This window comes from Mucilaginibacter sp., from assembly GCF_025359345.1.
Lineage (GTDB): Bacteria > Bacteroidota > Bacteroidia > Sphingobacteriales > Sphingobacteriaceae > Mucilaginibacter.
In genome coordinates this window covers 45,036-60,307 of record NZ_JANYGQ010000033.1, presented here as the reverse complement: position 1 = coordinate 60,307, position 15,272 = coordinate 45,036, and the positions used below count along the sequence as shown (strand labels likewise).

Below are 15,272 nucleotides of genomic sequence, written 5' to 3'. Positions count from 1 at the left end.
TTACAGTTATTCAAATTGTTAAGCTATTTAAAGATATTTGTCGGCAACATAGATAACATATGCTTTTGAATATCAGTACTACTTTTTCTTGAGTGGACGAAGATTTTCTTTGTAGTGTACAGAGCCTGATCAATTTTTCCAGCAAAGCGTGGCGTCCGAATTTTTCTTCATACAATTGAGCTACTTTCAAATAGTCTGTTTCCTCGGTTTGGATGGCGGACCTCGGTTCATTGATCAGGCCCGGCCAATCTGCTGCCCTAGCCGGAATACTCATTCCCGCTCCAAAGAATGGAATGATCCTAAAGCTTAATATTCCCTCTATTATTTCTTCAATGATCGATTCCTTGGTCATGGTGAGTAATTTTCGATAAAAGCTAATATAATACTATTAAAGTCCTAGTAATTGGAATATTTCGGGATTTTAAAACATTAAAGGGTCCTAATGAGTAACGATCAATAATAGATAACTATTTATTATATATTAACTGTTCCGCTATACGGTATGCCTCAAAGCAATCACCTACACTACGGTTAACTTTCTAATTTACTAAAACCCATTGGGTTTAAATCCAATTCTTTTACGTTCCTGTGGTTCCTGCTTTTTCTCAATAAGTTCATCAAGATACTTAAATACAATCTCCATGTTTTTATCCTGATTGTCTAATTTGTTTTTGATTTTTTCTATCTCTAAACGTAGCTCTGTATTGTCGGTTAGCATCTGCCTAATACGTGTAAATATTCGTATAATCTGAATGTTCACTTTGATTGCCCTATCACTGTTCAATACGCTTGATAACATAGCAACCCCTTGTTCTGTAAACACCATTGGTGAATACTTAAAATTTTCTCCTTGTTTCAAGGTGCCATTTTGGCTCCTTGAAAAAGAATATTCTTCCGATGTCAATTCAAACATGAAATCTTCAGGAAAACGATCTATATTTCGTCGAACCTGTCTTTTAAGTTGCTTTGTTTCGACATCATATAAGCTAGCAAGGTCAAAATCTAACATGACTTTTTGACCTCTTATATAATATATTTGATTCATTATGATTTCTTCCGGTATCAATTGATTTTCCATTTTTAAATTTATTAGGTGAATACGTTAATGAAAATTTCTAAGATCGCATTTTGCGACCTTAGAAATTAACGGCTAACGACCAGCGTACTTTTGTTTAAGGGTAGCCATGTCCTGGCTAACTTTCAAATCCAATATTTTAGCGTAGTGCTGTGTAGTTTTAATATTGGTATGACCGAGCATTTTGCTAACCGTTTCGATTGGTACATTATTGGACAGGGTGACCGTTGTTGCGAATGTATGCCTTGCTAAGTGAAATGTTAAATGCTTAAATACATCAGATAGGTCTGCTATTTCCTTCAAGTAAGCATTCATCTTTTGATTGCTCAAAACTGGCAATAGTAAACCCTGATTTTCACATTGCGGATGATCTTGATATCGGTTTAAAATTTCTAATGCTACAGGTAAAAGCGGTATCCTTGACGAAGTATCGGTTTTCTGCCTGCTTGTGAATATCCACTTATCACCGTCCATACCAATACCTATCTCATTTCTCCTCAGTTTTTTAACATCAGCATAGGATAATCCGGTATAGCAGCAGAAGACAAAAACATCTCTCACCTGTATTAAACGTTCAATAATAAATTTTTTGTTGGTGATAGCATCCAGTTCTTGTTGAGTCAAGTAAGTGCGCTCTTTTGCCTTTGCAGTGGATTTAAAATTGATGAATGGATTTTGCTTTAGCCAGCCATTAGCAATACAATGGTTAACTATCTTTTTAAGATGCTTAATGTATTTGGCAGCAGATACACCCGTAATTTTACAATTAGCTTTCAGGTAAAACTCAAAGTCAGTAATAAAAGCGTGGTTTAATTGGCTGATCTCTATATCTGTTTTACCATATTTCTCTTGCAGGAAACCAGTAAGGTGTTTTTCAGAGGTGTTATACCCTTTCAAGGTATTGGGCTCAAAACCGTTTCCGATTAATGCTTTAACTTTAGCATTATGCTCTTTGAATAATGCCATCAGGAAACGGCTTTTTTGGTTCTTCCCTGTGAATTGATTCTGCAAGCTTTCGGTTGTTACTTGCTGGTTCGTATCAATTAATACCTGGTGTGCATTCCGAAGTTTGGCTTGCAGGCTGTCGAGATAGTTGTTAAGTGACTTAATTTCGTCCTTGGTTCCAATGGCACGTCCTGCATGGTTGTTCCATTTGGCCGGATCACAATCGCGTCCTACGGATATATCCGCGCGTTTGCCGCTAACTGTGATGCGCATGTAGATGGGCATTGCACCCCCTTTGTAGTTTTTTTGCTTTCTGATGTAGAAAAGCAGATGGAAATTACTCATAATTACAAGCTTAAAAGTTAAACAAAAGTAAGTTTATAGCCTGCTTTTATCAAGATGTTCACTCGCTGAACAGGTTGATAATCAATTAATTATAAGCAATTCGGTGCGTAGTTATTTCCCATTTAGTTACGCACCGAATTACGCTCATTTTTGTTGCGTTTTGATGCATAATATGGTACTTTGATACAATAAAAAAAGCCTGCAAACTTTTGATTTGCAGGCTTTTAGCATCTTTTGGTATTGTTTTCTGTAGCCCGTAGGGGAATCGAACCCCTGTTTCTAGAATGAAAATCTAACGTCCTAACCCCTAGACGAACGGGCCTTTTTAAAGGCATTTCCCTTAATTTTGGATTTGGTAACCCTTATTTTGGGATTGCAAAGATAAAGTTTTAGCGATAAAATAAAAATATTATTTGAAAAAAAATTAAAGTCGGGAAAGTCGGAAGTCCGTAAAGTCAGTAAAGAAGCTGCAATGACGTCGCGAACTGCTCCAGTTCGCCGCCTTTCCGGAAGTCCGAACTACTATCTTTCAAACTTTCCGTCTTTTCTGACTTTTCCGTCTTTCCCGACTTTTCGGACTTTCCCGACTAATTCCCTATCTTTATACATAATTAAATCTATCCCTATGAAAGCTATCTGGAACAACCAGGTTATTGCCGAAAGCAATGATACCGTTGTGGTTGAAAACAATCATTATTTCCCTATTGAAAGTGTAAAGGCCGAGTATCTTATGCCTTCGGAAATCCATACCACCTGCCCATGGAAAGGGTTGGCCAGCTATTACACACTGGAGGTTGACGGGCTGCAAAATCGTGATGCTGCCTGGTATTATCCAGAACCAAAGCCAGCCGCCGCAAACATTACAGGCCACGTGGCGTTTTGGAAGGGTGTTAAAATAACCGAGTAAACCATGAAACAGTATGATGCAATAATTATTGGCGCCGGGCAGGCGGGCGGTCCGCTTGCGCGCAAACTTGCCGAAGCGGGTAAAAAAACGGCGATTATTGAAAAACGCTGGGTTGGCGGCACCTGTGTTAATGATGGCTGCACACCCACAAAAACCATGGTTGCATCGGCTAAAATGGCTTATATGGCTGCTACAAGCGGTCCGCTTGGAGTTAAAATAAAGGGCTTTTCGGTTGATTTAAGGAAGATTAAGAAGCGCAAAGACATTATTGTTCATCAAATGCGCGACGGCAACCAGAAAGCCATGGAGAAAACCCAGAACCTGGAACTGCTTTTTGGCGAGGCATCATTTACCGGCGACAAAACCATTAAAGTAAAACTAAACAGCGGCCGCGAAAAGGAGTTGAAGGGCGATCTGATATTTATAAATACCGGCGCGAAGCCATTCATACCTGAAATTGAGGGCCTGAGTGAAATCGGCTACCTTGACTCTACTTCCATAATGGAATTAACCGAAATACCGGAGCATTTGGTAGTTGTCGGCGGCAATTATATCGGGCTGGAGTTTGGGCAGATGTTCCGAAGGTTTGGCTGCAAGGTTACGGTTATTGAAAGGTCTGGGCGACTGGTATCGCGCGAGGATGAGGATATTTCAACCGAAGTCACCAAAATAATGGAAGCTGAAAATATCGCAATCTATACCGATACAACCACTACAAAGTTTAAAAAGAAAGCTGGTGGCAAAATCACAATCACCCTAAATAAAAACGGGAAAGAGGAAAAGATAAAATGCACCCATGTGCTGATGGCTGTTGGACGCACGCCACAGTCAAAGGCGCTGAACCTGGATGCAACCGGCGTTAAGGTTGATGAACGTGGCTTTATAACGGTAAACGATACGCTGGAGACAAATGTGAAAGGCATTTATGCGCTTGGCGATGTAAAGCCCGGCCCTGCATTTACCCATATCAGCTATAATGATTATACCATTGTTTACCGCAATTTAATAGAGAAACAAAAATTATCTATTAAGGACCGCCCGGTGCCTTATACTATGTTTACCGACCCGCAGCTTGCTCATATAGGCATCAGCGAAAGCGAGGCCAAAAAGCAGGGGATAAAATACAAAGTAGCCAAATTGCCTTTCGCACATGTAGCCCGGGCCATTGAAAATGGCGACACCCGCGGTTTTATGAAAGCCATTGTTGACCCTGAGACAAAAAAGATTTTAGGTGCAACAGTCTTAGGTCCCGAAGGCGGTGAGATAATGACGATGCTGCAAATGGCTATGATGGGCAATATTACTTGCGAGCAAATTCGCTATTGCGTGTTTGCGCACCCGTTGTATGCCGAATCGTTAAACAACCTTTTCCTGGGGTTGGAAGATTAGCGCTTATGATAAAGGTTAAGCACCTCAGCAAGAATTTTGGCAAAGTTAAGGCCGTGGACCATATCTCTTTCGAGGTAAAAGAGCACGAGAACCTTATTTTGCTGGGCACCAGCGGCTGCGGCAAAACCACCACCCTAAAAATGATTAACCGGCTGATTGAGCCATCAGGTGGTGAGATTTTTATCGGCGGCAAAAATATTTTTGAGCAATCGCCCGAGATATTAAGACGAGGAATTGGTTATGTGTTGCAAAACAACGGTCTGTTCCCGCACTATACCGTGGCCGAAAATATTGCTGTGGTTCCTCAACTGTTAAAATGGGATAAAAAGCGCACCGAAAAACGCGTAGATGAATTGCTGGAAAAGCTGCACCTTACCAAAGATTACCTGCACGTTTATCCAAACGAACTAAGCGGTGGCCAGCAACAGCGCATCGGTTTAGCCCGTGCGTTAGTGGCCGACCCGGCAGTGTTGCTGATGGACGAACCGTTTGGCGCGCTGGATAATGTAACCCGCTCAAAAATACATGCCGAATTTAAGGCTCTCGACGAGTTGAAGCGTAAAACCATTATTATGGTAACCCATGATGTACAGGAAGCCTTTGAACTTGGCGATCATATCTGTTTGATGGATAAAGGCAAAATAATCCAGGATGGCACGCCTGCGGAGTTATTGTTTAAGCCCAAAAACGATTTTGTAAAGGAATTTTTGAAAGAGCAAAGACTGCTGCTGGAATTTAAAACAATTACCGTAAAATCAATCTGGCATTTACTTTCAAATGAAGAAAAAACAGAGCCCGGACCAGGGATATTGGCTAACTACAATGATGATTTATGGAGAGTCTTGGAAAGGGCTACATTTTCCAATGCTAAACGCTTGCACATGATGAACCTGGAAAACAAGGAGGTGAAGACTGTAACATTTGAGACTTTGACGGCGGCATTTTATAAATATAAAAAACAGCAGGCCCATGAATGAGCACCAGCAAACTTTATGGGAATTTATGCAGCAGCAAAGCGATAAGTTGCTTACGCAAACGCTGCAGCACATAGGGCTTACGTTTGTGTCACTGTTTATTGCCGTGCTGGTTGGTTTGCCGCTGGGTATTTTCATCACCCGTAAAAAACAATTTTCGGGGGCGGTATTAGGTGTTGCTGGTGTGCTGCAAACGGTGCCAAGCATTGCCTTACTGGGCTTTATGATTCCCTTGTTGGGTATTGGAGCAAAGCCGGCTATTGTCGCTTTACTGCTCTATGCGTTGCTGCCCATCATCCGCAATACATTTACCGGCATTACCGGGGTTGATGCCGCTGTAAAAGAAGCGGCCACGGCCATGGGTATGAGCAAATGGCAGGTATTGTTTAAGGTGGAGCTACCACTGGCTATGCCTGTTATTTTTGCTGGTATCCGTACCGCTACGGTAATTACTGTTGGTGTGGCTACGCTGGCATCATATATTGCAGCCGGTGGCCTAGGCGAGTTTATTTTCGGCGGTATATCCTTAAACAATACCAATATGATATTAGCTGGCGCAATCCCGGCCGCTTTGCTGGCAATTTTGTTTGATTTTTTGCTGTCGCGATTGCAAAAAATCAACATCAAAAAATTAAAAACTGCTAGTGCTACTCTCCCTCTGCTACTGCTACTATTATCATCTTTCTACCTCCTGCCCTCCGCGTATGGCAGCAAGTTAAAAGCTGGTTTTACGCCCGAATTTATGGGCCGGCAGGATGGCAACCTGGGGTTGATCAGCAAATACGAACTAAAAATACAAACACTGGTGATAAACGACGCGGTGATGTACAAAGCCGCTTATGAAAAACAGTTGGATGTTATCAGCGGCTACTCAACCGATGGCAGGTTGAAGGCTTATGATCTGGTAGTTTTGGATGACGATAAAAAAATATTTCCACCTTATTATGCTGCGCCAATTGTGAGAGAAAGCTCGCTAAAAAAATTTGCATTATTAGAAAAAATACTAAATTTGTTAGCCGATAAAATAAATGACAGCACCATGACTGCCTTAAATTATAAGACTGATTATCTTCACCAAAGCCCCGAGCAGGTGGCAAAAGATTTTTTAGTTGCCAGTAAATTATGGAAGCCTGCACGTAATGGAAATGACGGGACTGTACGGATAGGATCAAAAATATTTGGCGAACAGTACATTTTGGCAAGTATTTATAGCATGCTTATTAAAGGTTATACTGATTACGATGTAAGCACAAAAACCGGGTTGGGTGGCACAAAAATTTGTTTTGATGCGCTAACAAACAACCAAATTGATTTTTACCCGGAATATACAGGCACCGGATTACTGGCCATATTACAGCCATCGCACAAAGTTGTTGATTCGTTAACACACAGTAAGGACGAGACTTATAATTATGTGCAACGGGAGTTTGAAACGAAATATAATATCAAATGGTTAAAACCAATTGGCTTTAATAATGCGTACGCTTTAATGATGCGGAAAGCACAGGCAAAAAATTTCGGCATCAAAACAATTTCGGATTTAAAACGGTTTTTGGATAAGAAGTAAACTCATGGATTTAGCAGATTGTTACGTTAAAGTACGCAAGCGAACCGAGGATATATGTAGTCCACTGCAAACGGAAGACTATGTAGTGCAGCCTATTGTCGATGTTAGTCCGCCCAAATGGCATATTGGCCATGTTACCTGGTTTTTCGAAACATTTATCCTCAAGCCCTACTTTATGGGCTACCAGGAATACAATCCCGATTATAATTACGTTTTTAATAGCTACTATGAAACCGTGGGCAACCGCGTTATCCGCACCGACCGGGGTAATTTGAGCCGCCCTACCGTTGCCGAAATTTATGCTTACCGCAAATATGTTGACGAGGCCATGACCGGCTTTTTATGCAATGAGCCCAGCGCGGAAGTCAAGGAACTACTTATACTTGGTTTCAACCACGAAGAGCAGCACCAGGAGCTGTTATACACCGATATAAAATACATCTTGGGGCACAATCCATTGTTCCCGGCATATTCACATAATTACGTTTCGCCCAAGGTCGATTGGATTGAAGACGGCGAATTTATTAAGCTGGATGAGGGCATTTACGAAGTAGGTTTTAAAGGTGATGGCTTTTGTTTTGATAATGAGCTGAACCCGCACAAGGTTTATCTGAACGCTTTTGAGATAAGCCCCAACCTGGTTACCAATGCCGAATACCTGGAATTTATAAACAGCGGCGGCTACCACGATTTCCGCCACTGGCATGCCGAAGGCTGGGACTGGGTTAAAACCAATAAAGTGGAAGCGCCGCTTTACTGGCACAATATTGATGAGCAATGGCATGCTTACACATACCACGGGCTGCAGCCTTTGAGTTTAAAAGAACCTGTTTGCCATATCAGCTATTTTGAGGCTTATGCTTACGCAGCCTGGAGGGGACTGCGTTTAGCTACCGAGTTTGAGTGGGAAGCCGCCGCGCCGCAGTTTAGCTGGGGCAAAAGTTGGGAGTGGACCGAAAGCTCGTACCTGCCCTACCCGGGTTTTACCAAAGCGCCGGGCGCAATAGGCGAGTACAACGGCAAATTTATGGTGAACCAAAAAGTATTGCGGGGCGCGTCGGAAGTGACATCGCCGGAGCATAGCCGCATTACCTACCGCAATTTTTTTCAAACCAATTTACGATGGCAATTTACCGGCATAAGGCTGGCTAAGTAATACCAATACCTATGAAGAATATGGACACCACATTAGCGAAAGCCGAAATGAAAGGACTTTCGAACTGTAGGACGGGGCAGTTTTATGACGATGTAATTTGCGGGCTAAGCTCATCCCCAAAATTTTTGAGCTCGATGTATTTTTACGATGCCGTTGGCGATAAGCTTTTCCAGGATTTAATGAACTGCGATGAGTATTATCCCACCAATTGCGAGCTGGAGATTTTCTCCGAAAAAACCGCCGAAATTTGCAATGCCATCATTGGCGATGGTGATGCTTTCGACCTGATCGAGCTGGGTGCAGGCGATGCCACCAAATCAACCTACCTGCTAAAATACCTGCTTGACAATGGAGCTGATTTCAGTTACCTTCCGATCGATATCTCATCAAACGTAATATCATACCTCAACATCACCCTGCCGGTAACTTTGCCCGGACTGCAGATGACCGGCCTTAACGGCGAATATTTTGATATGCTGACCAAAGCCTCGACGCTATCCGGTAAGCGCAAGGTGATTATGTTTTTAGGCTCCAACATCGGCAATATGCCGGTTGATGTGGCTGAAGAGTTTTGCATGAACGTGCGTAACCACCTTTCGCCGGGAGATATGCTGCTGATCGGCGTCGACCTAAAAAAGAACCCGGCGACTGTACTGGCGGCCTACAACGATAAAGAAGGTATTACCAAACGATTTAACCTTAATTTATTAGAGCGTATCAACCGTGAGTTAGACGGTGATTTTGACGTTACCCAATTTGAACACTATCCTACTTATGATCCGGAAACCGGCGCTTGCAAAAGTTACCTGGTAAGTCTTACCGACCAGCAGGTAAACATTAACGGGATGCATACCATTAACTTCGCAAAGGACGAGTACATCTTTATGGAGATTTCTCAAAAATTCACCATACAGCAGGTTGATGATATGGCGCGGAAGGCATCATTTAAACCCGTTACGCATTTTTTTGATACGAAGAAATGGTTTACGGACGCGATTTGGGTGGCGGAGTAAACGTTGCAATCTTACTCAAAACATTACTATCCGGGCGTTTGTATATTTATATTTACAGCATAATTTCTAAATGTATTATATAATTTATCTAAGCGCAGGAACAAACTGGTTTAGCCAACCCGAACTTGAAGAACTTTTAGCTATAAGCGCTAAGAATAACATGCGCGACAACATAACCGGGCTGCTCTTATACGCCGAGGGAAATTTTATACAATTGCTTGAAGGTGAAGAAAAAGCTGTGAAGGAGTCTTATGATAGAATAAGCCAGGACGAGCGTCACAAAGGAATTACGCCAATTGCCAATGGGGTGATAGAACATCGAATTTTTCCGGAATGGGCTATGGGCTTTAAAACCATAGGTTCATTCCGTGATACGCCATTCAAAGATTTTTTGAATCCGGAGTATCGTCATAAAAGCAATCTGCTGCCTGTAACGTTACTAAACTCATTTATAAAAACCGCGAAAATATAAGACGAAAAGTATGAGCGGGTGGTTCTTAATCCGGCGGCATATAGGTCAGCCTCTTTTTAAAATAAGCATCCCAACTTATTTGCTGCGCTTTGTTTTGCATGTGCTGTGTATCGGCATCATAGTCGAGATTTAGCTGTTTATACTTGGCGTCTATTCGGTCGAAGATGGCCTGGGCAACCCGTTGATAATCGGCGTAAAACACAGTTTTGCCAACTGCACGCAGCAATTCCTGCTGCTCCATATAGGCAATGGTATAGTGCCCCTGCTCGTGCCGCAGCACTTCTTCAAGCAATTCGTTGGTGGTAATCCGCTTTTTGTCCATCCACGATTTATAATTATTCATCGTTAGCTCAATAGTAAAATCGAGCATGTAATAATTTTTTTCGCGGTGGGCCTGGTAATGAAAGCCGATGGAGCAGTTGGTGTAGGCAACGGTATACTGGTCGTTGCGCGGTTCGCCTTTAAAATCATCAATCGTTAGCTGGTGGAAGCCCTGTGCCGAAGCACTATTGGCTGCAATGAGCCACAATGCGGCAAGGCAAATCAATCTCACAAATCCGGGTTTCATCAATAGTAAAAAGTAAAGTTAAGAACCGAGAGTCAAGAATCATGAATCATGCAAAAAACGTTAGGAACCGGAAATTGTTGCACAATCGAAATCCCGGGCAGATTCGCTTTTACGCAAACCCGCCGATTTTTGATTTCTTATCTTGGCTCTTGATTCTTGTCTCTTGACTCTCTGTGTTCGTGTTATTTACTCTTCGACGGAGTTGCGTGCAATTGGTTTAACGCCATCATTTCTTTCATGGTTTGCTGCATGGCATCGGTTGAGCCATCAAGGAATATTACGTTGCCTGATGAGTTTTCGGCGAAGTGTTTTATCGATTCTGTCCACATGGTAAACAATATTACAGAGGTGTCCATATTGGCGTCCTTCATTTCTTTTGCAGCTACCGACATACCCTTGGCCACTTCCTCGCGGAACAAAGCCACACCCTGCCCGCGCAATTGCGACGCCTGGCGCTCGGCCTCAGCCGATATCTTGATGGCGTTACCTTCGGCCTCGGCGGCCTTTGTTTTGGTAATCAGTAATGCCTGGCCTTCGTTTTCGGCAGCAGCTTTAAGGTTGTTCGATGCTACTACCTGGCTCATCGATTTCATGATCACATCATCGAAAGTAATGTCGTTTAATTGCAAATCCTGCAGGTGGTAGCCCCAGCCTTCCAAAATTACGTCAAGCTGCTCTTTAACGTGTTCCACAATATCGCGGCGCAGTATCAGCACTTCCGATTGCCTTTTGGTGGCCACAAACGCACGGATAGACCCTTCTACGGTGCGTATCAGTGCCTGCATCAGGTTGCGGTCGTCCACGAATTTGAAAGCTACGTTTTTGATGGTTTCTTCCTGCTGGTCGAGCACAGAGTATAAAAGCATCGCCTTAAAATAAACATTTGCCTGGTCGAACGTTACGGCCTGGAACTCCAGTTCGACCGAGCGGTTTTGGATAGATATCTTGGAATAAATGTTTTCGATAAACGGGATTTTAAAATTAAGGCCGGGTGTGAGTATGCGGCGGTATTTGCCAAACACTGTAATTACTACTATAGTGCCTTGTTTTACAGACACAAATGATGAAAATAGAATCACCAATAAAATAAAGACAACGATCAAAGTACCTATCTGTGCGGTCATAAGGGGGTTTATTTAATATTATAAATGTAGTATTAATTATTGGTGTGCTATTTGTTTTTAAGAAAAAGCTTTATAAAAGTTACATCATAAACCATGAATTTAAAACGAACCTTTGGGGCGATACTTACTGTATTAGGAATTATCGGCCTTATTTACACCGGCGTCGAAATTATTAATCACGCAGGCAACGTAACCACACTTACAGTGATTGGCATTATATCGATACTGTTTTTCTTCACAGGCATAAGCCTGGTGAGAACTACGAAAGACGAAGCCAACTAGGATTTTTAAGATTGGTTGGATTTTAGGATTACCTGCCAGGTAATCGCTTTTAAAATACAGAGGCTATTAGGGGGCTCCTCTGGAGCCTAAATATCCCCGACATTAATTCTATAAACAGGGGACTCCCCTGGAGTCGCCGCGTTTGTTCACAGCTCCAGCGGAGCTTCCTGTTTATAGCCAAAAAATTCATATAAAAAGGCTCCAGCGGAGCCTCCTGTTTTAAAAGTGATTTCCGTGGATTACCTGCAAACGTAGTATTGCTATTCTTCTTTGGCGATTGAAATTTTTCCTTCATCACTGATATCGAGCCCCGACAAGGGGAAGTCGGTTTCGGTAAGTTGTTTGATGCGGATGGCGGCTTTATTGAGGCTATCCAATTGAAGACCGTCGTAATGAGTTTGAGTGGCCGATATTATTCGGCCACTCAAAAACTCTCCATTTTTCTTGATGTTCACTTTCAGGATGGGCGCCAGGCCGCACACGCCGGCAACACTTACACTCGTGTAGGTGCAAAAATTGCCCAGGCTATAGGCTATCAGCCTGCCGTTATACAGCTCCATGGCGCGGCAAACGTGGGGGCCGTTGCCAAATACCAGGTCGGCACCGGCGTCGATAGCAGTATGGGCAAACTTGTGTACGTCGCCACGCTTCTCGCTGTGGAACGATTCCATATTAAAAGGCACGTGTTCAAACCCCACTCCTTCCGAGCCACCGTGAAATGATACAATTACTACATCGCACTGTTGTTTAAGCTCCTGTATTATTTTAGTAACGTTTCTTAATTCGAGTATCGGCAAAGTATAAGCATTGGGTGCAAAGGCACAAAAGCCATAGGTAACCCCGTTTATTTTAAATATTGATGTCGGGTGGCTAACCTGCCCGCCGTAATTTATGCCAAGGCTGTCTAAAACCTTCATGGTATTGACGCGGCCGGGTTCGCCGAAATCGCCAATATGATTATTGGCCAGGCTAAGCACCTTAAAACCTGCGTTTTTTAAAACGCCGGCGTAACTGGCGGGGCTACGGAACAGGTAACCTTTGCTTAGCAGGTGTAGCTTGTAGTGTGCCGGGGCGCCAGTATCAAGCAGCGTTCCTTCCAGGTTGCCAAAGGTAACATCGGCATTGCGCAACTCGGTTAAAACGTTTTTGAAGCTGCCTTTGGCGCTGTCGGGCGGCAGGGTATATTTTGTTGGGTACGATGTGCCCAACATAATATCGCCAACGGCGGCAATACAAAATGAGTCGCGGGGGATGGTATCGCGCTTTATGGATGCTGTTTTTTTTATTGGGGGATGATATACGTATGGTTTGGATTTGGGCCGATTTTGGCAGGCGGAAAGTAAGAGTACAACAGTGCCAAATAATATCACCCTGAAATTTGATAATAGCAGTTTGCGGTTTAAAAGTAGTTTTTTATTCAATTGGTAATATGCTTGCAGCGGGGGCTAACATAAGGAAAAATATTTGTTCCGGTAAAATCCATTTGTACCTCAAACAAAACCTCTCTTGGTTAGGAAGGGATTAACCAGGCAGGTTCTTGCAGCATTAAGCGGCCTTAGCATCGACTGGGACAGTAGTAGTGCAGATAAAATCCACAGGCATATTGGTTCGAAGTTGCAACTTCGAACAGCGAGGTTTCATCTGCCAGGTACAAGTTGGTGATGTTTTAATTGTACCTAATAAATTTGATTGACTATAGCTACAGCGTAGGGAATACCGGTTACCTTGAATTAAGCGAGTGATAACCTACCCTGCCTATCGACCGCCACATCGCCAGTTCTTCTTTGTACCTGTCATTAATTACCTCGCAGGTAGTGTCAATACGCATGGTAGGCCGGTCGGTCAAATTGTAGGCTGGCCACTCCGGAACATCCTTTGCAGCGGGTTTACCTGTCCTTGCAAAAGTGGTCCATAGCTCCGCCATATGATGCGATGCAGTAAAGCGCCCTGGCTTGTTCCCGCTAAAAAAACCGGCCGGGGTACCAGGCACTTCGTTATTGAATTTGAAAGTAATATCCATAGCATGCGGCGTACCGAAAGGGTAATCAGTGCCGGGTATCTTCGCTTCTGATTTATAACCAAAGTTATAAAGATATACCGGGGCGCCATGTTGTTCCGCTTTCCTTTCTGCGATAGCAATGGTGCCAAGTCCCATCATATTAATTGATTTAACAGCCATCCAGATATCACTTGCCGACGCGTTCGGCCTGGTTTGCCTGTAGGTCGCAATTATTTTTTGCGTATCAGCGCCGAACTCCGGTTCAAATTTTGCTTGTAATGCTTCAAATGTAAAATCGTTTTTCAGTGCACCGGTATCATGCGAAGCCATCGCGAAAAATGCCCATTCATCTTCATTCCAGCCCGTCATGAGCGGCTTATCCTTTGAAATTTTCGGCGCGAAGGGATCAAACGGGTCATGAGGCAGCGCAACGCCGTCCACTACCGGCGCAAAGTTGTTAGGGACGAACCCTACAACACCGTGTTGGTGAATATAATCGCTGTCAGCCATCAAGCTGGGAACTTTATTTTGTACGTCAATTAAATCCTTTACGGGAACGTCGAGTATTTTTTTCCAGTCCTTCAGTTCGATATTCAGTTCGCTGAATACCAATTTTGTCATTTCGATCGCGGCTTCTTTAGGCAACATCCGAAGGCCGGGGCCGCTTTCGATAGAGGCCTTATTAAAATACGGTGCTGCCGTCGGCATAGCATATAAACAGCTTGTTTTTGCGCCGCCTCCTGATTCTCCCCAAATCATCACATTATCTGGGTCGCCGCCAAAAGCTTCAATATTTCTTTTTACCCATTTTAAGCCGTCGACAATATCCAGAAGACCGTTATTACCGGAACCGGCATATTCCGGACCTGCAATGTGCTCCAAATAGAGAAAGCCCATTAATCCTAATCTGTGATTTGTCTCTACTACGACCACATTAAAAAAGCGGGCGAGGTTTGAACCATCCTGATCAAGGGCGCCGCCAGAGCCGTTAGAAAAACCGCCTCCATGATTGTAAAACATCACTGGGCGTTTTTTATTATCGTTAGCTGGCGTCCAAACATTTAAAAACAAGCAGTCTTCAACTGGCTTAGGTTCGTTTACTGCACGAGATTGAAATTGTGGTTGGATAGAGGGGGCACCAAGTTGTAAAGCGTCGCTTACGCCCGTCCAGGGCTCCAAAGGAGCCGGCCTTTTAAAACGCCTGTCACCCGAGAGTGTCCCGGCATAAGGAACGCCCTTGAATAAACAAACCCCATCTTTTCTGATACCTCTAAGCTTGCCCTCAGAAACTTCGGCTATTACGAAATCGTCTTCAGCCAGAACTGAAGAACTGGCAAATTTTGGGAGGGCAATTGCAGCGCTGATTAATGACAACTGCCCTAAGAATTTTCTTCTGGTTGATATATGCATAACGTGGTCTTAAATGGTATTAAACAAATGTTTAACATTAGTTAAT

Annotated in this window: 15 protein-coding genes and 1 tRNA gene; 8 read left to right on the top strand and 8 right to left on the bottom strand. The window is 43.2% G+C overall.

Translation table 11 applies throughout. The annotated features are described in order from the left end of the window. Positions 1-10: 10 nt before the first annotated feature. From Q0R52_RS22820 to Q0R52_RS22805, 4 genes are all read right to left on the bottom strand, one after another. Entirely contained in the window at positions 11-352 is a 342-nt protein-coding gene (locus Q0R52_RS22820; RefSeq protein ID WP_295799017.1) for a hypothetical protein, read from the bottom strand. 195 nt (positions 353-547) lie between these two features. After that, positions 548-1,078, bottom strand: coding sequence for an ORF6N domain-containing protein (locus Q0R52_RS22815; RefSeq protein ID WP_295799015.1), 531 nt, complete (start codon positions 1,076-1,078; stop codon positions 548-550). A 72-nt stretch (positions 1,079-1,150) separates the two neighbouring features. Beyond that, positions 1,151-2,365, bottom strand: coding sequence for a site-specific integrase (locus Q0R52_RS22810; RefSeq protein WP_366520937.1), 1,215 nt, complete (start codon positions 2,363-2,365; stop codon positions 1,151-1,153). A 250-nt stretch (positions 2,366-2,615) separates the two neighbouring features. Further along, positions 2,616-2,687 (bottom strand) — tRNA-Glu (locus tag Q0R52_RS22805). 303 nt (positions 2,688-2,990) lie between these two features. On the opposite strand from Q0R52_RS22805, the gene Q0R52_RS22800 reads away from it, so the two are divergent. The 7 genes from Q0R52_RS22800 (at position 2,991) to Q0R52_RS22770 (ending at position 9,843) form a co-directional block, all read left to right on the top strand. Continuing rightward, positions 2,991-3,272 carry a DUF427 domain-containing protein gene (locus Q0R52_RS22800; RefSeq protein WP_295799013.1) on the top strand — a complete coding sequence of 94 codons (282 nt, stop codon included), beginning with the start codon at positions 2,991-2,993 and terminating at the stop codon, positions 3,270-3,272. A gap of 3 nt (positions 3,273-3,275) precedes the next feature. After that, positions 3,276-4,661 (top strand): mercuric reductase, encoded by a 1,386-nt coding sequence (locus tag Q0R52_RS22795; RefSeq protein ID WP_295799011.1) that lies wholly within the window; start codon positions 3,276-3,278, stop codon positions 4,659-4,661. 5 nt (positions 4,662-4,666) lie between these two features. Further along, positions 4,667-5,638, top strand: coding sequence for an ABC transporter ATP-binding protein (locus tag Q0R52_RS22790; protein ID WP_295799007.1), 972 nt, complete (start codon positions 4,667-4,669; stop codon positions 5,636-5,638). Continuing rightward, entirely contained in the window at positions 5,631-7,202 is a 1,572-nt protein-coding gene (locus tag Q0R52_RS22785; RefSeq protein ID WP_295799005.1) for an ABC transporter permease/substrate-binding protein, read from the top strand. The genes Q0R52_RS22790 and Q0R52_RS22785 overlap by 8 nt, the downstream gene beginning before the upstream one ends. 4 nt (positions 7,203-7,206) lie before the next feature. Further along, positions 7,207-8,358: an ergothioneine biosynthesis protein EgtB gene (egtB, locus tag Q0R52_RS22780; protein ID WP_295799003.1), complete on the top strand. Its 1,152-nt coding sequence runs from the start codon at positions 7,207-7,209 to the stop codon at positions 8,356-8,358. A gap of 11 nt (positions 8,359-8,369) precedes the next feature. After that, a complete protein-coding gene (locus tag Q0R52_RS22775) occupies positions 8,370-9,371 on the top strand; it encodes an L-histidine N(alpha)-methyltransferase (RefSeq protein ID WP_295798999.1) in 1,002 nt (333 codons plus the stop codon). Positions 9,372-9,441: 70 nt separating this feature from the next. Next, positions 9,442-9,843: a BLUF domain-containing protein gene (locus Q0R52_RS22770; protein WP_295798997.1), complete on the top strand. Its 402-nt coding sequence runs from the start codon at positions 9,442-9,444 to the stop codon at positions 9,841-9,843. Positions 9,844-9,868: 25 nt separating this feature from the next. Here Q0R52_RS22770 and Q0R52_RS22765 read toward each other — a convergent pair whose 3' ends face one another. Then, positions 9,869-10,411, bottom strand: a complete 543-nt coding sequence (locus Q0R52_RS22765; protein WP_295798994.1) for a DUF922 domain-containing protein — start codon at positions 10,409-10,411, stop codon at positions 9,869-9,871. A gap of 182 nt (positions 10,412-10,593) precedes the next feature. Beyond that, positions 10,594-11,535, bottom strand: coding sequence for an SPFH domain-containing protein (locus tag Q0R52_RS22760; RefSeq protein WP_295798991.1), 942 nt, complete (start codon positions 11,533-11,535; stop codon positions 10,594-10,596). Positions 11,536-11,628: 93 nt separating this feature from the next. Between Q0R52_RS22760 and Q0R52_RS22755 the strand changes: the two genes are divergently transcribed. Further along, entirely contained in the window at positions 11,629-11,817 is a 189-nt protein-coding gene (locus Q0R52_RS22755; RefSeq protein ID WP_295798989.1) for a hypothetical protein, read from the top strand. Positions 11,818-12,077: 260 nt separating this feature from the next. On the opposite strand, the gene Q0R52_RS22750 is transcribed toward Q0R52_RS22755, so the two are convergent. Further along, on the bottom strand, positions 12,078-13,238 hold the full coding sequence (locus tag Q0R52_RS22750; protein ID WP_295798986.1) for a CapA family protein: 1,161 nt from the start codon (positions 13,236-13,238) through the stop codon (positions 12,078-12,080). A 299-nt stretch (positions 13,239-13,537) separates the two neighbouring features. Next, positions 13,538-15,226: a carboxylesterase family protein gene (locus Q0R52_RS22745; RefSeq protein ID WP_295798983.1), complete on the bottom strand. Its 1,689-nt coding sequence runs from the start codon at positions 15,224-15,226 to the stop codon at positions 13,538-13,540. Between the last annotated feature and the right edge of the window lie 46 nt (positions 15,227-15,272).